The organism is Pseudomonas sp. 5.2 (assembly GCF_059025405.1).
Map to the genome: position 1 here is coordinate 122,776 of NZ_JBYBHH010000013.1, position 18,761 is coordinate 141,536.

Genomic DNA, 18,761 nt, shown 5'->3' on the forward strand with positions numbered 1-18,761 from the left:
CACGACAGCGGTTTTTCACTTCATGACGAGGGAGCGATCTGACCGAAAGCACCGGCAAACTCGGTGCCATCCACGCTATGGTCAACACGACTCCCCGAAAGAGCAATCACGGCTAGGCACCTCGATGCCTGGACACAGGATGCTAGCGCTCACCGCACCTTCCAGAGGCTCCGTTCGTTGACTGACTCACAGCACAGCCCTACCTACGCAAAACGGTTCGAAGCCGTGCTTGCCTACATCGACAACCATCTCGAAGATGACCTGTCGGTGAATGCACTGAGTCGCATCGCCAACTTCTCGGCGTTTCACTTTCATCGGCAGTTCACGGCGTTCATGGGCGTTCCGGTTTCACGCTATGTGCAACTGATGCGGCTTCGACGCGCGGCGCACCAATTGGTCGCCTCGCCCGCAACGTCCGTGCTGGAGGCCGCATTCGGCGCTGGTTTCGAAAGCCCCGAAGCCTTTTCCAGAGCCTTCAAGCGTGCCTTCGGCATGGCGCCGAGCGTGTTCGCCAAGGCCCCGAACTGGCAGGCCTGGAGTGCGGTATTCGTTGTTCCCCATCGTTCCAGGAGTATCACCATGCAGATCCGTATCGTGGATTTCACCGAAACCCGCGTAGCCGCGCTCGAACACCGAGGTGCGCCCGCCCTGGTCGGCGAAAGCGTCGCGCGTTTTCGCCAATGGCGCATGCACAGCGGCCAATCGCCAGTGGCCAGCAGCCGCACCTTCGGCATCCCCTTCGACAACCCCGACACCACACCGTTGCAAGCCTTCCGCTTCGCCGTTTGCGGCGAGATGGACGAGGCTGTGCAGCCCAACGATTTCGGCGTGCACGAACGGCTTATCCCGGCAGGGCGCTGCGCGGTGATTCGGCATACCGGTTCGCCTGACTACATTGGCGAAACCATCTACCCGCTTTATCGTGACTGGTTGCCGTCGAGCAACGAAGAGCTGCGCGACCATCCGCTGTTCTTCCATTACCTGAGCGCGTACCCGGAAACGCCCTTGGAGCAATGGCAAACGGATATCTACGTCCCGCTGAAGTAGGCCGTGCCCTGCCCGCCCGGTGCCGGGCCACCGAGCCCCCACGCATGAGCCTCTTCGATAAAGTGCAGCACTGCACGCGAACGCTCGTCAATCCGTGAAATCAGCGAAAGTTCACTGACCATTTCCGCTTGCGCCAGGGGCACGATGCGGATGCCCGGCATGGTCAGCCGGGTCATGGTTTCGGGCACGATGCTCAGGCCGATGCCGGCGGCCACCAGCCCGGGAATACTCATCAGCGACGGCACATACATGATGTTCTGCGGGTGCAACTGGTGCTGCCGGCACGCCTGGAGGGTGTGGGAGGTCAGGCCGATGCCGGTGCTGTCCTGGAGAAACACGAACTTTTCGTGGCGCAGGGTCGACAGATCCCCGCTGAAGCGATCGGCCAATTCATGGTTGTCCGGGATGAGCAGGACGAGCCTGGACTGGCTGAATGGATGGGTGCGCAGACGGTCCGGCAGGTGGTCCTTGAACACCCGGGCAAAGGCCAGGTCGAGTTTGTGGTCGAGCAACATGTCGAACTGCGCGCGAATACCGGCGTCGACCAGCGACACCTTGACCTCGGGGAACGTGCTGAAGTAATGCCGGAGCAATTGCGGCAAATTGGCTTCGAACAATGCCGAGTGGTAACCGATGTTGATTTCGCCCACCTCCCCCCGCTTGGCACGCCGGGCCGCAGCCATTGCCCGTTCGCTGGCCTCGATGGACTGCCGCGCGTGAGGCAGGAACGCCTCGCCAGCAGCGGTCAACGCCACGCCGCGGTTCTCCCGCCGGAACAGCGTCAGCCCGAGCTCAGACTCAAGCGTTCGCATCAATTGGCTCAGTGCCGGTTGTGCAATGCCCAGTTGCTCTGCCGCCCGGCTGAAATGCTGCAGGTCAGCGGCGACAACAAAGGCTCTCAGGTGACGCAGTTCCATAATCGCTACCCATAAGGCTGGCTTATCTATTTATCGTGATTTCGATAATTATTCTGCAAGCAGGATGCGCTAACGTCTATTCACTTCGACGATTCCTTTCCACTGCATAGCCCGAGCGGAATCGTGTGGGTATTCCGACACCATAAAAACAATGACGAGCCCCTTATGAGCACAATCAGTGACGCGCCTCATGATTCGCGCATGCCTCGCAAAGCGGTGACCGCCGCGACCATTGGCACAGCCCTGGAATGGTTCGACTTCACGTTGTATGGCGCGATGTCCGCGACCATTCTGCCCAAGTTGTTTTTCCCGGCCATGGAACCCACCGCAGGCCTGCTCGCTTCGCTGGCAACGTTCGGTGTCGGCCTGGCCGCGCGGCCCTTGGGCGCCATTACCTGTGGCTACCTCGGTGACAAACTCGGCCGCCGCAACTTGATGCTGGCCACCGTTACCATGATGGGCCTGGCTTCGGTACTGATGGGGTTGTTGCCCACCTACGGCCAGGTGGGTATCTGGGCGCCGATCCTGCTGGTGCTGCTGCGGATCATTCAAGGCTTCGCACTGGGTGGCGAGTCCACTGGCGCGCAACTGATGGCGCTGGAACACGCCTCCCCCGACCGTCGCGGGCGCTATTCCGGCATGCTCGGCCTGTGCTCACCCCTTAGCCAGATTTTGGCCAACGGCGTATTGATGGGCCTGGCAGCGACGCTTTCAAGCGAGCAATTCGAAAGCTTCGGCTGGCGAATCCCGTTCCTGATGAGCTTCGTCCTGGTAATCGTCGCGATTTTCATCCGCCTGAAAGTCGATGAAACCCCGGCCTTCGTGGCCTTGAAGAAGGCCCCGCTCAAACAGGAAAAGAGCCCACTCACATCAGCCGTGAGCAGCCATTACAAAACCATCCTGCGACTGATGCTGTTCTTCTGCTCACCCGCTGCGCTGTTCTACTTGATCGTGATTTTCTCCCTCAGCTACCTGACCAAGCACCTCGGTTTTAGCCAATCGACAGGGTTCATGTCGCTGATGGTGGCTAACATGTGCGCGATTTTCGGTGCGCTTGCCGGTGGTTATCTGTCCGATCGTTGGGGGCGTAAAAAGGCGCTGGCATTGGGTTCGTGCATGACGTTGCTGATTCTGTTCGTCTACTTCCCAATCCTCAACACCCTGAACGTCCCCGCCATCATGGCAATCATGGGGCTGTTCCTGGGCTTCACCCAGTTCCAAAGCGGCATCCAGCCTGTGGCCTTCGCCGAAGCGTTTCCTACCCAGGTCCGCTACTCGGGCTCGGCACTGGCCTACACAGGCGCCAATCTGGTGATCGGTGGCCCAATGCCGATGATCGCCGTGTGGCTGATGAGCCAGTCGAACAACTCGCCATGGCCGCTGGTGACGCTGTGCGCGGTGATCAACCTGATCTCGCTGGCGATGATCATCACCGGCCGGGAAACCCGCGGCATCGACCTGAACGCCGTCGCCGAAGACGACGCCGTCGAAGCCCGCGCTACCACCCTTCTTTCCAAATAACGCAGCAGGACAATCATGAATCGCACCGTTTTCATCCTTAACGGCCCTAACTTGAACCTGCTGGGTCGCCGTGAGCCGCACATCTACGGCCACACCACGCTTGAGCAAATCCGCCAACGCAGTGAAAGCCTGGCGCTGGAACTTGACCTGATATGCGACTTTCGCCAAACCAACCACGAAGGCGTCATGGTCGACTGGATTCAAGAAGCCTTCGAACAAGGCGCTGCAGTAATCATCAACCCGGCCGGCCTTTCGTTTCACTCGATTCCAGTACTGGATGCGCTGAAATTACTCGACACACCGCTGGTCGAACTGCACCTGTCGAACATTCATGCACGGGACGAACTGCACCGCCACTCGATCATGTCTGGCGTGGTCAATACAGTGATCTGTGGCATGGGCGCTGACGGGTATCCCCTCGCAATCCGAGCTATTGATGCTTTACTGCGGCGTCGGGCAGCCAATAATTAACCGCCCTTCACCGGACGCTGACTGGCTGGCCCTTCGGCAACTTCGGAACGTCGCGCTTACACCCTGAACCGCCCTACCAGCGCTGTCATTTCCCCCACCAGGCCCGACAGCGCCTGGCTCGCCGCACGGGTTTGCTGCGCCCCGGTCGCCGACTGGTTCGACAACTCGCGAATGTTCAGCAGGTTCCGGTCCACTTCCCGCGCGACCTGGGCCTGCTCCTCCGCCGCACTGGCGATCACCAGGTTGCGCTCGTTGATCTCGCCGATGGCGCTGTAGATACCTTCCAGCACCTGCCCCGACGCCAGAGTAATGTCCAGGGTCGACTGGGCCCGGCTGGTGCTGGCCTGCATTGAGGCAACCGCGGCTTCGGTACCTTGCTGCACGCGCCCGATCATCTGTTCAATTTCCTGGGTCGATGCTTGTGTGCGGTAGGCGAGCGTACGCACCTCGTCCGCTACCACCGCAAAACCACGCCCGGCCTCACCGGCGCGGGCGGCCTCGATGGCGGCGTTGAGCGCCAGCAGGTTAGTCTGCTCGGACACCGAACGGATCACTTCCAGCACCTTGCCGATGTCCCGCACCTGCCCCACCAGCTGCTCCAGGTGCCCACTGCTGGCCTGGATCTCATGGGTCATGGTCTCGGTACCGTCGATGTTCTCGTTGACTTGCCGGCGGCTTTTTTCGGCCAGTTGATTCGATGCCTGCGTGGTCTCGGACGTGGAGACAGCATTACGTGCGACCTCCTCGACCGCTGTGGTCATTTCGGTGACGGCAGTGGCAGCCTGCTCCAGCTCCTGGCCCTGCTGGCGCAGGTTATTGGCGCTTTCCTCGGTAACGGTGTTCAGCGCCGTCGCCGCGTCAGCCAGCTGTTGTGTGCAGCTGCTGAGCTTGCCGAGGGTTTCGCGCTGGCTCTGCTGCATGCGCTCCAGTTCGTGGAACAGCTGGCCGATTTCGTTGCGCCGCTGCACCACCACCGGCACGCTCAGGTCGCCGCCGGCGATGCGCTGAAAGTGCTGGCCAGCTTCACGCAATGGGTGCAACACACGTTGTGCGATGAACGCCCAGCACAGCGCCGCCAGCAGCAACGTCACACCCAGCAGCCCCAGGCTCAGCAGTTGTGCGCGCTCCAGACGGCGGTCGGACTCGAGCATGATCTGCTGGCTGCGCTCGCTCAAGGTGGCTACCAGTTGCTGACGCAGCCCCTGCAGGCGGCCCATGGCATTGCCGGCATCGGTGTTGACCTTGAAGTACTGCTCCAGCGAGCGCTGCCGCACCGCCTCACGCTGCCCCGCCACCGCCTTGGCGTAGTCGGCGAAGGTGGCCTGCAGTTCCTTGGCCGCCGCATGCAGCGCCGGCTCGCGGGCGTTGCCGACGAACTCATCGACCAGTTTCTGGCTCTTGTCGTTCAATTCGACCGACAGCGCCATGCGCTTGTTCGCACTCTCGTCATGACCGCCCAATTGCTCGATGAAACCCGAGGACACGTTGGCGCTGGCGCGGATCGCCATGAGCAACGCATTGTTCAACCGGTCCGACTGGTGCGCGGTCTGGTCCAGTTCGCTGATCTGCTCATCGCTGCCCACCGCCGCGCGCCAGGCGCTGACGGTGGAGAACAGCAAGGTCAGGCTGAACAGCGACAGCACCCAGAACATTCCGGTGCGGATCTTCAGGTCGGCAAACATACGGGCAGTACTCCTCATGGTCCTGTTGGCACCCCTTCTCATCGGGATTTCGATGGCGGGTGAGCAGGTATCGGAGTGCCCGCTGCGGGCTTGAGTGGCCCTGAGGCGCTTGTGTGCGGTAACCGCACGATTGTTGCCGGCGCCTTGCATGTGGCGGCGCATACGTGCAAGGGTAAAAAAGGAACGTCAGTCATCAGAAAAGGAAGATAAGCACCTTATGCTTGGAATCACACGTATCCATCGCTACGTGCGCCCATTGCCTGCAAGCCAAGCAGCAGCCAGTGGGCGTGACGTCAACGTCAAACCAGGCGCCCGCCTGGCCGCGAAGCTTGCCACCCTCCTCTGCACACCCCGCGCCGTCCCGCCCTACCTCTGGGTCAACCCCGAGCGCCCCCCTGTCGATCGCATGCCCCCTACCTGACCGCCCACACGCCGTCATCGCACCGGCCTCGCCATTCAGTGGCTGAAGGCGGGATGTCTCACGCAAAAAAAGGGGCAACACCCAATGATCATGTTTCAGGGCAAGAAAATTCACAGCGCCATCTTCGACATGGATGGCACGATGTTCGACACCGAGCGCCTGCGTTTCAGGACGCTGAAGCAAGCTTCACTGGAAATCTTCGGCACCGCCTTGAGCGAGCAAACGCTGATCGGCTCGCTGGGCCTGAGCGCGAAAAAGGCCGAGGCCCTCGCCAAGGCTCACAACGGCGATGACTTCCCCTATGCGCAGATCCGCCAGCGCGCCGATGAGCTCGAACTGGCGTACGTGCGCAACCATGGCGTGCCGATCAAAGCCGGCCTGCTCGAGGTGCTGGAGCGCCTGCGCAAGTCCGGCCTGACCCTGGCGGTCGCCACGTCCAGCCGCCGCGCCATCGCCGAGGAGTACCTGATCAACGCCAACGTGCTCAAGTACTTCGACATCACCGTTTGCGGCGACGAAGTCAGCCAAGGCAAACCCCACCCAGAAATCTTCCTGCACGCCGCCCGCGCGCTCAATTGCCAACCCGGCCAGTGCTTCATGGTCGAGGACTCGGAAAATGGCCTGCTCTCAGCGATCCGCGCCGGGGGCCAGGCAATCCTGATCGAGGACATCAAGCCGCCCGCGCCCGAGGTCAAGGCCGGCGCGCTCATGGCCTACCGTGGCATGCACGCGTTCCTCGCCGACTTGAGCGAGTGCGTGCCCGACTTGGGCATGCCGGCGCTCGACGAGGCGTTCCCTGCCTCACTGAACCAGTTCCGCGTCGGCATCCACGGCTTCGGCGCCATCGGGGGCGGCTACCTGACCCAGGTGCTGTCCCATTGGGACGGCTACACACGCCCCTGCGAAATCATTGCCGCGACCCGTTCGCGCATGCTCCGCGAATCGGTCGCTGCGTTCGGCCGCTACAGCGTGCGCTACGGCGCCACCGCGTTCGACCAGACCATCGACAATGTGCGCATGATCGACATGGACGACGAAGAGGCGGTAATCGAGATGTACAACGCCGCCGAAGTCGTCGGCATGAGCCTGCCCGAGCAGGCCATCGCGCATCAGGCCAAGGTCATTGCCAAGGGTTTGCTGCGGCGCTTCGAACGCAGGGGGCGGGAGCTGACCGTACTGATCGTGTTGAACAAGATCGGCGGTGCGGCGTTCGTCCGGCGCCAGGTGCAGGCGCAGTTGGCGCTGCTGTGCACGCCACAGGTGTGCAAGCAGGTGCTGGAAAAGACCCATTTTGCCGAAACGGTGGTCAGCCGCATCGTTTCCAAGATCAGCAATGACGCGCTGGTTCGGCAGTTACGCATCAAGTCGCAGATCTTCAAGAACAGCCTGGAGGATGAGCCAGCGGTCACCCGCAAACCCGCCACGCCAGCCCCTGAATACGAACGGCTTATCGGGCACTTCAGGCCCTTTGCACAATCCAGCAGTGCCATGAGCCAGTTGCACCTGATCCTGTTCAACAGCGAGCCCGACATGCCGCTGTACGTGGAGCGTGGCAGTGATTTGCTGGAGCGGCTGCGCCAGGTAAAAACGGTCGCAGACATTACCCAGATCCAGATCATCAAGAACCGCTTATGGAATGGGCCACACGCAATCATCGCCTGGTATGCGAGCCTGCTGGGGCACACCTGGGTCGGCCAGGGCATGGGGGACGCCCGCGTCAGTGCGCTGGCGCAGCGCCTGATTCATCAGGAAGTGGCGCCAGCGTTGATGGCCGAATACCCGCAGATGTCAGAGGTTGTCAGCAGCTTTGCCAATGCGTTTCTCGAACGGTGCAAAACCTCGTTCAAGGACCCTTGCGTGCGGGTTGGGCGCGACCCCATGCGTAAATTGCAGCGTAACGAGCGCATCCTCAGCAGCATCGACCTGGCCCGCAAGCATGGCATTCAAACGCCTGCGCTGGCGTTTGGGGCGGCGCTGGCCATTCACTATGCGCTGCACGGCAACGCTAGCAAGGATCGCGAAGCCCAGTTGATCAAGGCGCTGTACACGGCCAGCGGCGAACGTGTCGAAGCGGTGCTCACCCATGACGGGGAGTATCAGGGCAAGCCTTATCCGGGGCTGGACCCGGTCAGGGATGCCGAGCTGGTCGAAAGCATTTCGGCCAACTTCCGGCTGTTGCTGGAACGGGACAGGGCTGACTGGGCACTGCCCGCTGCGTTGGCGCGGGGGTCGTCCGAGTGTGGTAGGGCGTCGGCCAAGCATTGGCTACCGGTTGCTTGAAGCGGTTTGGTAAGGGCGGTGTGTCGATGTGTTCGCCCTGACATCGTCAGCGCCTGGGAAATCGAGCGCCGCCCGCGCGGCGCATCGCGAGCTCTGCTCGCTCCTACGTTTATTTCGGGCCAATCATGCCTGGGGGATTGGCGCGCGAACGGGCGCATGACGCGATGGTGCGTCGTACAAACCCGGCGGTCGCGCGCGCGTGTCACAGGCGTTACTGGCCAAAAACAAACGTAGGAGCGAGCAGAGCTCGCGATGCGCCGCGCGGGCGGCGCTCGAACTCACAGGCGCCGCAAATGTCGAGGTGAACGACTGACTGACTCAACACTGACCACCGCCAGCACTAGGTCGCAAACCGTCGACCGGGAATGACCGCTTTCGACCCTTTGCAGTCGTTCGGGGTGTCTACCAAACCAAGGGCGATTCATACTGCCGGGTGGATAGGTGCTCTGAGGCGTGTAGCCGGCTTGGGAAAAGACAATCCTCGCTGTGCAGATGGGCTTGATGTATCCAGGCCTGTAGGGCCAGCCGAGTTTGCTCTGTAATCTCAAACTGCACGGGGCGCTGAGTTTTCTGCTGCATCAGAACCACTCTGCTAAGGACGTGCACCATGTCGACACACACCGCACGGCAAAGTGCTTGTGGCTGGGTTTGTCGAAGGCCACCTGCACCTGGAAAAAGCCAACGTGATGCAGCGCAAGGCCAACCGTTCCGGCACCTTGAAGGAAGCGATCGCTGTCACCGCCGAACTGAAGCCCACACTGACCCGTGAGGATATCCGCGAACGTTCGATCCAGGTGCTGCGCGCACTGGTTCAGGCCGGTACCACGCATGTGCGTGCCCATGCCGAGTTCGACCCGCCCAAGGCTTCACCGGGCTCGAAGTGGTGCTGGAGTTGCGCGAGCAATTCCGCGAGGTGATCGACATCCAGGTCGTGGCGTTTCCGCAAGAAGGCATTCTCAAGCTGCCTGGCATGCAGGCCATGATGGCCCAGGCAATGGAGATGGGGGCCGATGTGGTGGGCGGCATTCCCTACAACGACGTGTCGCCGCTGGAGCACATAGATTTCGTCTTTGACTTGGCCAAGCGCTACGGCAAAGACATCGACTTGCACCAGGACTTCGCCGATGACGCCGAGCACATGACCATCGAGTACGTGGCACGTCGAACCATTGCCGAAGGCTACCACGGGCGCGTCTGCGTTGGGCATCTGACCAGCCTGGCCGCCGCCTCGCCAGCGCGACGGGCACAGGTGATTGCGTTGCTACGTGAGGCCGACATCAGCGTGATGTGCCTGCCCGCCACCGACCTGCACCTGGGGGCTCGGGGTGACAGTCACAATGTCAGACGCACCCTGACACCGGTGCGTGCACTGCGCGACGGCGGTGTCACGGTTTGCCTGGCCACCAACAACATCCGCAATGCATTCACACCGTATGGCACTGGCGACCTGTTACACATTGCGCAACTGGCCATTCCCGCCTGCCACTTGGGCGGCGTGGATGATCAGGCCACCGTGTTGTCGATGCTCACGACAAACCCTGCCAAAGCCATGGGGTTGAAACGCCACGGTTTGGCGGTGGGCAATGATGCCGACCTGGTGATGGTCGATTGCCGGGCTGTGGCCGATGTCATTCTCGACCTGCCGACACGGCTGATGGTGCTCAAGCGCGGCAAGGTGGTTGCCACGGCTGAGCATCGTAGGTCAGTCGCATTTTGAGGCCATCTTGAAGAATTCGTAATCAAGCGGGCTCATTTATCCCCGTGGAGAAGAGCACTGGCTGCGTCTCAGGAAGGTGGCATTGGATCGAGAGCGGCCACTGGCAAGGTGGTAGACGTTTCGTTTCTACAGCCAACGCCTGACCTGTTTGCAGTACTGCGCAAACTCCCTCCCGAAAAGGCTGGCAAGGGCCCGCTCCTCCGGCCCGATCTGGAAGCGGTTCATGTAGATCACGAAGCCCAGCACGCCCAGCAGCGCTGGCGGCCAGGCGAGAAAGATCGACCAGGCTATCAGCACTGTGGCGAATCCTAAGTACATGGGGTTGCGGGTGTACCTGTAAACGCCCGAGCTGACCAGGGCCGAAGCCGTTTCAGGCTTCAGCGGGTTGACTGTGGTACGTGCGTGACGGAAGGAAAGCACGCCGGCCAGGCAAACCGCTACGCCTGCCAGCAATACCAACAGCGCAAGGCCAATGCGCCATTCGAGAGTCAGCTCCAGTGTTCCCGGCAAGTGTCGAGCTGCGAACCACGCCAACAGGCCGAACAGGGTAGCGACCAGCGGCGGAGGAATACGGTTGTCCATGATGAATGCCCGGTAGAGAGAAACTGGCTACCAGCGTGAGGGTTGTAGCCACTTCAGGGTCAAGCCGCTTGTGTACGATAGAGACCTCAGGGGCTCATATAACTTTCACCGCGCGCCCAATGAACTTCACCGGGCCCGTTGGAGCACCGGTCGGGGAGCCGCCCGCTTTCTCAAGGGTCAGCTCGAACAGCTGATTCGGCTCAAGCGCAGGCAAGCGCGTCAGCGGCACGCGGTACTGTTCGCCCGGTTTGACCAACCCCAGCGAAACAGGTGCGCGCCACTGCTCGCCCTTGGTCCAGAACTGCAGGGTCATGCCTTCGGGCACATCGTCCACGCCAAGCGGGATCAGTTCGATCATGCTCGCATCGTTGGCTTGCACTACCCACCCCGGGGCCTGCCCCGACGGCGCTACCAGCACCACCATGTAGGTGGTTACAGGCGGTGTCTTGGTCAGCAGCGCCAAGGCCAGAAGCAAGCTCGCGGCCAACCCCGCAGCGCTCAAGCCCTGCCAGAGTCCAAGCCGCTGCCACCAGCCAGCGCGTGGTTGCCCGGACGGTTGAGCCTCTTCAAGGCTGCGCTCGATCCGGCCCCACAAGCGGTGGCTTGGCGTGATGGGTTCAGCCTGCGTGGTCAGTTCGAGCAGGCGGGCCTCCCAGGCATCCACTGCGGCGCGTACGGCCGGCTCCGTTTTCAACCGGTCCTGCATGGCAGCACGCTGCTCGCCACTCAAGGTACCCAGCACGTACTCGGCTGCCAGGTCGTCCAGGTCCTCGGCGCTGTCATCACCTGGGGTACGCTTCATGTCATGCACTCCCGCAGGGCCTTCAGGCTTCGCTTGATCCATGCCTTCACGGTGCCTAGCGGCGCACCCAGCAGCGCTGCGATTTCGGCATTGCTGCAACCGTCCACATACGCGTGCAGGATGCAACGCTGGGGGGCGGGTTGCAGTTGCTCAAGGCAGCGATAGATTTTCGCCGAGCCTGACCACAATTGCAGGTCGTCCAGCTCCGGGGCCAGGGTTACAGCCGCGATCATGCCAGTCTCGTCCAGGTCGGTTTCCCAGCGGCCGTCACGCACGAAGTTCAGTGCCAGGTGACGGGTAATGCTGTAGACCCAGCCCCGGGCTGAACCGCGCGACGGGTCATAGCTGGCAGCACGTGTCCAGATACGCACAAAGGCATCGTGAACGATATCCTCCGCGCTCGCCTGATCGCGCGCGATGCGCCGTGCGACGCCCAGCAAACGCGCCCCCTCATGCTCATAGAGCGCCTGCAAGGCACGGCGGTCTCCTTGGGCACAAGCGGCAAGACAGCCCTCGAAATCAAATGGAACAACGGGCGAATTCAAAATGGGGTCGTTCCTTCATCATGAAACCTGGACGGTGCCCTGCCTTACCGGCCTGGGGCACGTCCAGCAGCGTAGATGATCAATCGCTGGCCTGCCGCTCAAGCCCTCGTCACTTGGCCGACCAGAACACGTAGTCCGCCTGGTACTTGACTACTTGTTGCGCGCCTTTGCTCTGCGCCGTGCAGTCCATGGCAGGCGCTACGCCACCGCGCGTCGCCAGGCGCTGGATGTAGCTGACCCCTTGCATCGCGCCCTTGCCCTCGGCAGGGTTGGCCTTGACCAGTTGATACGGGATATCGCCTTTGGCCGCCGGGGCGACGGCAAGCTGGGTGCCGGTCACTTTCGAACCGTCCTTGGCCTGCCAGGTGGCCGGAGGACCAAAGTAGTCACCTACAGGTTTGCCGCTGCGATCATTGAGCACCGCCTTGGGCCCGACGAAAAACCACTCCGTCTGGCCTGGCGCATTGGCCTTGTCGCGGCATTGGTAGGTGATCTCACCGACACCGACGGTTTCCAGCATGATGGCGTGGCCGTCGGGTACCTTGACGGCGTCCGGGACGCCCGACTGGGCATGGGCGGGTGCAGACGCAAGTACAAGGCAGGCGGCGAGCAGGGAGAAAGCGGGCTTGATGATCATGGGGCGAACTCCGTGGGGTCATGGGTCAGGCAATCACCGACTGCCTGATAAGAACTACCCATCGAGAGCCCTTCTGGATGCACTGGCGCAAAAATATTTTTGCATGCTCGTAATCGATACCGTGCTGACGCCGAAGCAGGCGTGCAGGCTTGCAACGGTCCACTCATCAGGCCGAGGCGGTTACGCTGGCGTTTTCCACCTGCACGGAAGCGCCAGTGAAAGAGGCATACCAAGGAAGCTGCTTGTGCGCAGCGGTCAGTTACCTGCTGCTTACCCCGCCAAAGGCCGTGAGCCACTGCCATTGCAGCCAGTGCCGCAAAGGGCACGGGGCAGCATTCGCTTCTTACGGCAGTGTTCCTCGCAGCATGCTGCGCATCCTTCGCGGCGCCACCAGTATCAAGGCCTATGCGTCCTCGCCGCTGGTAGCGCGGGAGTTTTGCGTGGAGTGCGGCTCGACCCTGTTCTGGTCACGCACCCAAGGTGAGTTTGCCGACTGGATATCGATAGCGCTGGGCACGCTTGATACGCCTGTCCTGCCCAAGCAGCAGAAACACCTTCACCTCGATTCTGCTGCCTCGTGGTACGCGCCCTGCAGCGCAGTGCCTCAAACTGACTGAGATTGCAAAGCATCCTGATACCCCTATAATTGCGATCAATTCTTATCCGCACTTTATAATCAGGAAGATCCAGGTGCCCTACCCCCAGCCGCCCGCATCAGCCCGGCATGATGAGATGCACGCCCTGTACCGCGACCACAGCCAATGGCTGCAAGGCTGGATTCGCAGGCGCCTGGGTAATGCAGACCGGGCGGCCGATATTACCCAGGACACCTTTCTGCGCCTGATCAGCAGCGCGCTACGCCAGCCATTGGCAGAGCCTCGCAGCTTTCTGGCCACCGTGGCGCGGCGAGTGATGATCGACCAGCTGCGCCGACGCAACCTTGAGCAGGCCTACCTGGAGTTCCTCGCCAGCCAGCCGGTACTCGAAGAGTGCTCGCCCGAACAACGCCTGCTGATGCTGGAAACCCTGATGCAACTGAACGCCATGCTCGACGGGCTGGGCCAGAAAGTGCGTGACACCTTTCTGTACGTGCAACTCGATGGCCTGACCTACCCAGAGGTCGCCCAGCGCCTCGGTGTGTCGGTCAGTTCGGTGACGAAGTACATGGCCAAGGCCACCGAACGTTGCCTGCTGTTCGCTTTTGATGCGCAACTGTGAACCCCGCCGACCAGCGCCAGGCCCTGCGCGAAGCGGCACACTGGCATGCGCGCTTTCTCGCAGCGCCTGACTGCGCCGAAAACCGGGCACAGTGGCAAGCCTGGCTTGACGAAGCGCCTTTGCACGGTTGGGCCTGGGGGCGCCTGGAGCAATTGCAGGCAGGCCTTGCGGGCGTGCATGGCCCGCTGGCACGGCATACCCTTGCCGCAGGACAGATCGGGACGGGACGGCGTAAGGTGCTCAAGACGCTGGTGCTCGGTGTGGGGCTGGCCGGGGTAGCCTGGACAGGCTATCGCAACGCCCCCATCTGGTTGGCCGATGTGCGTACCGCGACCGGCGAACGCCGCAGCCTGACCCTGCAGGATGGCACGCGGTTGACGCTCAATACAGCCTCTGTGGTCGATATCCGGTACAGCGCAGAGCAGCGCCTGATCGTCCTGGTCGAAGGCGAAATCGCCGTACACACCGCCGCTGACTCTCGCCCGCTGCGGGTGCGCACGGTACATGGCGACATGCGCGCCCTGGGCACTGATTTCACCGTGCGCCTGCATGCCGACTGCACCGAGCTGTCCGTTATCGAACACGCCGTTGCGGTGCACAACGCCGCGAGCGCCCATGAGGTGCGGGTTGAAGCAGGCATGGCCCTGGCCTTCGACAACGGGCTGCTGCCAGAGCCACGCCCAGCCGAAATGGCTCGCACGGCATGGCGCGATGGCCAACTGGTGCTCGACGGCTGGCCGCTGCGCCGCGCCCTGGCCGAACTGCAGCGCTACCGCCCCGGCGTGCTGAGTTGCAGTGACGACGTGGCCGGGCTGCGTCTGGCTGGGGTGTATCCACTGGACGACACCGACCGCGCCCTGGTGGCGATTGCCGAGGCGCTGCAGCTGAAAGTCAGCACCTGGACTCGCTACTGGGTCAGGCTGATGCCTGCCACGTCGTGATGTCAGGTGAAAATATTTCTCAACCGCATTGTCGGATTGGCCTCTCTCGTTCGAGCTCTCCTGCAAACCGCCCAAACAGGCATTTGAAGGAGCTGTCATGCCTAGAACAACAAGCTGCCCATACCCACGCCGAAAACACCTCACCTCCCTGCTGCTTGGCAGCGCCATCGCAGTGCATGCCGGGCTGCTGGCCCCGCTGCTGTCGACGGGCGCCCAGGCCCACGCCGAACAGGCCAGCCGCGTCTACGATATCGCCCCAGGGCCGTTGATGACGACCCTGAACCGCTTCGCCCGCGAGGCCGGGGTGCTGCTGTCGTTCGATGCGGCGCTGACCCAGGGACGGCAGAGCAGCGGGCTGCGCGGTGGCTACAGTATCGAACAGGGGTTTGCCCAACTGCTGGCCGGCACCGGGCTACAGGCTTTGCTGGTGGGCAACAACTATGTGCTGGTGAGCCAGGTTGATGCAGGTTCGGCGCTGCAACTGGGCGCAACCAGCATCACGGGTGAAGGTTTGGGCCTGACCACCGAGGGAAGCGGCTCTTACACCACCGGCGAAACTGCCGCCGCCACACGCCTGAACCTGAGCCTGCGCAAAACCCCGCAGTCGATCAGCGTGGTCACCCGCCAGCAGATGGACGACCAGAACCTGCAAAGTGTTTCCGAAGTCCTGAAGCAAACGCCCGGTGTCACGGTCAACCAGGAAAGCTCCGAAGCCTTTACCTTCTATTCGCGCGGTTTCAAGCTGGATAACTACCAGTTCGATGGTGTGCCCAGCCTGTCCTCCGACGGCGGCTCATTGCGCGACAACTACAGCATCGGCAACAGCCTGGTCTATGACCGGGTCGAAGTGCTCAAGGGCGCAACCGGCCTGGTCAACGGCGCCGGCAACCCTTCGGGGGTCATCAACCTGGTGCGCAAGCGCCCCACTGCCGAACTACAGGGCCATATCGGCGCAGGCGCCGGGTCCTGGGACAAATACCAGGCCGACTTCGACCTTGCCGGCCCGTTGACCGACAGCGGTAATGTCCGTGGCCGCATGGTGGCTGGCACCCAATCCCAGCACAGTTACGTCGAGTACCTGACCGGCGAGCAGAACACCTTCTATGGCGTGCTGGAAGCCGACCTCAGCGAGAGCACCCTGTTCACGCTTGGCTACGACGTGCAGAAAAACTACGACAACGGCAGCACCACCGGCGCACTGCCCGCGTTCTTCCTCGATGGCCGTACGGTCAAGTTCGACCGTGACACCAACGCCGCCGACCGCTGGACCTGGCGCAACCAGGAAACCCAGCGTGCCTTTGCAGAACTTGCCCATACCTTCGATAACGACTGGGTACTCAAGGGCGTGCTCAGCAGCCGTGATTACCGCTCGCGCGAGCTGATCTCGGGCATCAGCAGCGAGGCCATCCAGGCAGACGGCAGCATTTCCCATGGCTTTATCGGCGGCAACATCGACCCCGATACCGGCGCCGTGAACAACAACGGCACCGCGAGCAAATTCAACACCACCAGCAAGGAAAAAGGCCTGGACCTGTATGCTCGCGGCCCGTTCTCGCTGGGCGGACGCGTGCATGAAGCCGTGTTCGGCTACAGCATCGCCCACACCAAATCCACCTCCAAGCGTGATGATGGCGTGACCAATGGCGTCATCGACGACGTATTCCAGTGGGACGGCTACGGCGATACCCCGACCAACTTTGAATGGTGGTCCACCTTTGATATCGAAGCGCGGCAGAAGGTTGGCTTCGCGGCCACCATTCTCAAACCCACCGACGCGCTGGCAGTTATCCTGGGGGCACGGATCGTCGACTACAAATGGGACATCGACACGATCAACGCCATCGGTCGCCGCCTCCCGGCCAGCGCCACCAACTCCAGTGAAATCGTGCCTTACGCCGGCGTCACCTACGACCTGGACCAGTACCACACCGTGTATGCCAGTTACACCGACGTGTTCAAGCCGCAGGCCTACAGCCTCGGTACGGACGGCAAGCCCATCGACCCGCTCACCGGCGCCAGCTATGAGATCGGTATCAAAGGCGCCTACTTCGAAAACCGCCTGAATGCCAGCCTGGCCCTGTTCGAGCTGAAGCAGGACAACTTCGCAGTGCTCACCGGCGGCACCACGCCAAGTGGCGGCGGCGCCTACCGGGCAGCGCAAGGCGTCACCACGCGCGGCGTCGAGCTGGAAATGAACGGCGAACTGATGAAGGACCTGCAAGTGATGGCGGGCTACACCTTCGCCGAATCCCACGATGCGGATGACCAGCGCGTGGCGACCAACCAACCGCAACATCTGCTCAAGCTGGCGACCAACTACCGCCTGCAGGGCGAATGGCGCAAGTTCACCGTGGGCGGTAATGCGTATTGGCAGAGTTCGACCTTCTTCAAGCCAAGCGATGAGGACTGGTACGCGATCGACGACCCGGCTGCCAAGTTCGAACAGAAGTCCTACGCGCTGGTGGGGCTGGTAGGTGGCTATGACTTCACCCGCAACCTGAAGGCTACCCTTAACGTCAACAACCTGTTCGACAAGCATTACTACAGTGGCATTGGCAACTACGGCACGGTTTTCTATGGGGCGCCGCGTAACCTGATGGTCAATGTGAAGTACAGCTTCTAGGATATTCCCAAGCACCAGACCGAAGCCCCCGGCACCACGACGCCGGGGGACCGTGCCCATGATGGGTTCACTGCGCGTAAAGGGTCACGACAATTTCCAACAGAGCAATCACGGCTAGGCACCCCAATGCCTGAACAGCGGATGCTAGCGCTCACCGCACCTTCCGGAGACTCCGCTCGTTGACTGACTCACAGCACTGCCCTGCCTACGCGAAACGGTTCGAAGCCGTGCTTGCCTACATCGACAGCCACCTTGAAGGTGACCTGTCGGTGAACGCCTTGAGCCGCATCGCCAACTTCTCGGCGTTTCACTTCCATCGGCAGTTCACGGCATACATGGGTATCTGTTCATGCCCATGGTCGCCTGGTTGGTGCAATCGGTTTTTCTCAATGTGCAATTCCCTGCCATACCGTTCTGGGGCTGGATGTTGGTCAACATTGGCCTGACCACGCTGGTGAACGTCCTGGGGCTTAGCCTTGCCGACCGGACAAACAAATTGCTGACAGGGTTGGGCATCGCCCTTGTGTTGCTGTTTGTGGTGCTGTGCGTTGTCCACCTGGCCCATCAGTCTCCGGTAGCCCTGACCGCGCCACTCTGGAACCCCAGTAGCACCTTCCTAGGTGTGTCAGCAGCGGCGGCCGTGGCGGCCTATTCCTATCTGGGTTTCGATGCAGTCACTACAATGGCCGAGGAAACGCGCGACGCGAAGCGCAACATCCCGCGCGCCGTGGTGCTGGTGATGGCAACGGCAGGCCTGCTGTTTGCGTTGGTGGCGTACATCATGCAGCTGGTCCATCCCGGCGGCGTATTCGAAGATGCCCAGATTGCTGCTTATCTCATGTCCGTCGAAGTGGGCGGGCAGATATTTGCGGATTGGCTGAACCTCGGTTTGATCATCTCCGGGTTTGCTTCGGGCCTCATCGTGCAACTCAGTACCAGCCGCCTGCTTTACTTCATGGGCCGGGCCGACATACTGCCCAAGAAGTTCTTCGGCACGCTCAGCCCGAAGACCCAGGCTCCGGTGTTCAACCTGCTGTTCACCGCCGTAATCGGACTGCTGGGTTTGAACCTCACGCTCGAAATGGCGACCTCCTTCATCAACTTCGGTGCCTTCCTTGGGTTCACCGCAGTGAACCTGTGCGTCATCTGCTACTTCTACCGCGCTCGTCGGCGCCAGAGCCTCGGGCTTGTGAGTTATCTGTTGTTTCCACTGCTGGGCATGTGCGTAAACCTGTATCTGGTGAGCCAGCTGAGTGCGACCGCGATCGTCATTGGGCTCTGTTGGCTTACCCTCGGCGTGATCTATCTCACCTGGCTGACACATGTTTCGAAAAATCCATGAAGGAAGTGTTTCATC

General features: G+C 61.7%; 17 protein-coding genes and 2 pseudogenes. 12 read left to right on the forward strand and 7 right to left on the reverse strand.

Translation table 11 applies throughout. The features are described from left to right. The first annotated feature begins 177 nt into the window (after positions 1 to 177). Positions 178 to 1,047 carry an AraC family transcriptional regulator gene (locus AC5PZ0_RS19790; protein WP_493855572.1) on the forward strand — a complete coding sequence of 290 codons (870 nt, stop codon included), beginning with the start codon at positions 178 to 180 and terminating at the stop codon, positions 1,045 to 1,047. Here the strand turns inward: AC5PZ0_RS19790 and AC5PZ0_RS19795 are convergent. Further along, positions 1,029 to 1,964, reverse strand: a complete 936-nt coding sequence (locus tag AC5PZ0_RS19795; protein ID WP_099429695.1) for a LysR family transcriptional regulator — start codon at positions 1,962 to 1,964, stop codon at positions 1,029 to 1,031. The genes AC5PZ0_RS19790 and AC5PZ0_RS19795 overlap by 19 nt on opposite strands. Before the next feature lie 165 nt (positions 1,965 to 2,129). Here AC5PZ0_RS19795 and AC5PZ0_RS19800 point away from each other — a divergent pair, with 165 nt between their 5' ends. Continuing rightward, positions 2,130 to 3,485, forward strand: a complete 1,356-nt coding sequence (locus AC5PZ0_RS19800; protein ID WP_493855573.1) for an MFS transporter — start codon at positions 2,130 to 2,132, stop codon at positions 3,483 to 3,485. Between the two features lie 15 nt (positions 3,486 to 3,500). After that, the gene (locus tag AC5PZ0_RS19805) at positions 3,501 to 3,956 is read left to right on the forward strand and encodes a type II 3-dehydroquinate dehydratase (RefSeq protein ID WP_186682475.1); all 456 of its coding nucleotides are present in this window, start codon (positions 3,501 to 3,503) and stop codon (positions 3,954 to 3,956) included. A gap of 56 nt (positions 3,957 to 4,012) precedes the next feature. Here the strand turns inward: AC5PZ0_RS19805 and AC5PZ0_RS19810 are convergent, their stop codons facing one another. Then, positions 4,013 to 5,638 (reverse strand): methyl-accepting chemotaxis protein, encoded by a 1,626-nt coding sequence (locus tag AC5PZ0_RS19810; protein ID WP_493855574.1) that lies wholly within the window; start codon positions 5,636 to 5,638, stop codon positions 4,013 to 4,015. A 505-nt stretch (positions 5,639 to 6,143) separates the two neighbouring features. Between AC5PZ0_RS19810 and mtlD the strand changes: the two genes are divergently transcribed. Further along, entirely contained in the window at positions 6,144 to 8,339 is a 2,196-nt protein-coding gene (gene mtlD, locus AC5PZ0_RS19815; protein WP_493855575.1) for a bifunctional mannitol-1-phosphate dehydrogenase/phosphatase, read from the forward strand. Between the two features lie 423 nt (positions 8,340 to 8,762). Here the strand turns inward: mtlD and AC5PZ0_RS19820 are convergent. Beyond that, positions 8,763 to 8,939: pseudogene (locus tag AC5PZ0_RS19820) on the reverse strand (integrase); the annotation flags it as partial. A 38-nt stretch (positions 8,940 to 8,977) separates the two neighbouring features. On the opposite strand from AC5PZ0_RS19820, the gene AC5PZ0_RS19825 reads away from it, so the two are divergent. After that, positions 8,978 to 9,256, forward strand: a complete 279-nt coding sequence (locus tag AC5PZ0_RS19825; protein WP_238216957.1) for a hypothetical protein — start codon at positions 8,978 to 8,980, stop codon at positions 9,254 to 9,256. Further along, positions 9,232 to 10,056, forward strand: coding sequence for an amidohydrolase family protein (locus AC5PZ0_RS19830; RefSeq protein ID WP_493855576.1), 825 nt, complete (start codon positions 9,232 to 9,234; stop codon positions 10,054 to 10,056). The genes AC5PZ0_RS19825 and AC5PZ0_RS19830 overlap by 25 nt, the downstream gene beginning before the upstream one ends. A 126-nt stretch (positions 10,057 to 10,182) precedes the next feature. Here the strand turns inward: AC5PZ0_RS19830 and AC5PZ0_RS19835 are convergent, their stop codons facing one another. The 4 genes from AC5PZ0_RS19835 to AC5PZ0_RS19850 all read right to left on the reverse strand — a co-directional run bounded on the left by AC5PZ0_RS19835 (position 10,183) and on the right by AC5PZ0_RS19850 (position 12,622). Next, positions 10,183 to 10,638: a methyltransferase family protein gene (locus AC5PZ0_RS19835; RefSeq protein ID WP_027596318.1), complete on the reverse strand. Its 456-nt coding sequence runs from the start codon at positions 10,636 to 10,638 to the stop codon at positions 10,183 to 10,185. A gap of 94 nt (positions 10,639 to 10,732) precedes the next feature. Further along, positions 10,733 to 11,440 carry an anti-sigma factor gene (locus AC5PZ0_RS19840; RefSeq protein ID WP_027596317.1) on the reverse strand — a complete coding sequence of 236 codons (708 nt, stop codon included), beginning with the start codon at positions 11,438 to 11,440 and terminating at the stop codon, positions 10,733 to 10,735. Beyond that, entirely contained in the window at positions 11,437 to 11,985 is a 549-nt protein-coding gene (locus AC5PZ0_RS19845; protein ID WP_027596316.1) for a sigma-70 family RNA polymerase sigma factor, read from the reverse strand. The genes AC5PZ0_RS19840 and AC5PZ0_RS19845 overlap by 4 nt, the downstream gene beginning before the upstream one ends. A gap of 109 nt (positions 11,986 to 12,094) precedes the next feature. Further along, complete coding sequence (locus AC5PZ0_RS19850) at positions 12,095 to 12,622, reverse strand: DUF3455 domain-containing protein (RefSeq protein ID WP_099429701.1); 528 nt, start codon at positions 12,620 to 12,622, stop codon at positions 12,095 to 12,097. Between the two features lie 215 nt (positions 12,623 to 12,837). Here AC5PZ0_RS19850 and AC5PZ0_RS19855 point away from each other — a divergent pair, with 215 nt between their 5' ends. The 6 genes and pseudogenes from AC5PZ0_RS19855 to AC5PZ0_RS19880 all read left to right on the forward strand — a co-directional run bounded on the left by AC5PZ0_RS19855 (position 12,838) and on the right by AC5PZ0_RS19880 (position 18,746). Further along, positions 12,838 to 13,239 carry a GFA family protein gene (locus tag AC5PZ0_RS19855; RefSeq protein ID WP_099430924.1) on the forward strand — a complete coding sequence of 134 codons (402 nt, stop codon included), beginning with the start codon at positions 12,838 to 12,840 and terminating at the stop codon, positions 13,237 to 13,239. A gap of 115 nt (positions 13,240 to 13,354) precedes the next feature. Further along, entirely contained in the window at positions 13,355 to 13,840 is a 486-nt protein-coding gene (locus tag AC5PZ0_RS19860) for a sigma-70 family RNA polymerase sigma factor (protein ID WP_033694335.1), read from the forward strand. Next, positions 13,837 to 14,781 (forward strand): FecR domain-containing protein, encoded by a 945-nt coding sequence (locus AC5PZ0_RS19865; RefSeq protein ID WP_027596313.1) that lies wholly within the window; start codon positions 13,837 to 13,839, stop codon positions 14,779 to 14,781. Before AC5PZ0_RS19860 ends, AC5PZ0_RS19865 begins: the two co-directional genes overlap by 4 nt. Positions 14,782 to 14,878: 97 nt before the next feature. Then, a complete protein-coding gene (locus AC5PZ0_RS19870) occupies positions 14,879 to 17,404 on the forward strand; it encodes a TonB-dependent siderophore receptor (protein WP_027596312.1) in 2,526 nt (841 codons plus the stop codon). Positions 17,405 to 17,583: 179 nt separating this feature from the next. Then, positions 17,584 to 17,748, forward strand: a pseudogene (locus AC5PZ0_RS19875) (AraC family transcriptional regulator); the annotation flags it as partial. Between the two features lie 5 nt (positions 17,749 to 17,753). Beyond that, positions 17,754 to 18,746, forward strand: a complete 993-nt coding sequence (locus tag AC5PZ0_RS19880) for an APC family permease (RefSeq protein ID WP_493855577.1) — start codon at positions 17,754 to 17,756, stop codon at positions 18,744 to 18,746. The last annotated feature ends 15 nt before the right edge of the window (positions 18,747 to 18,761 follow it).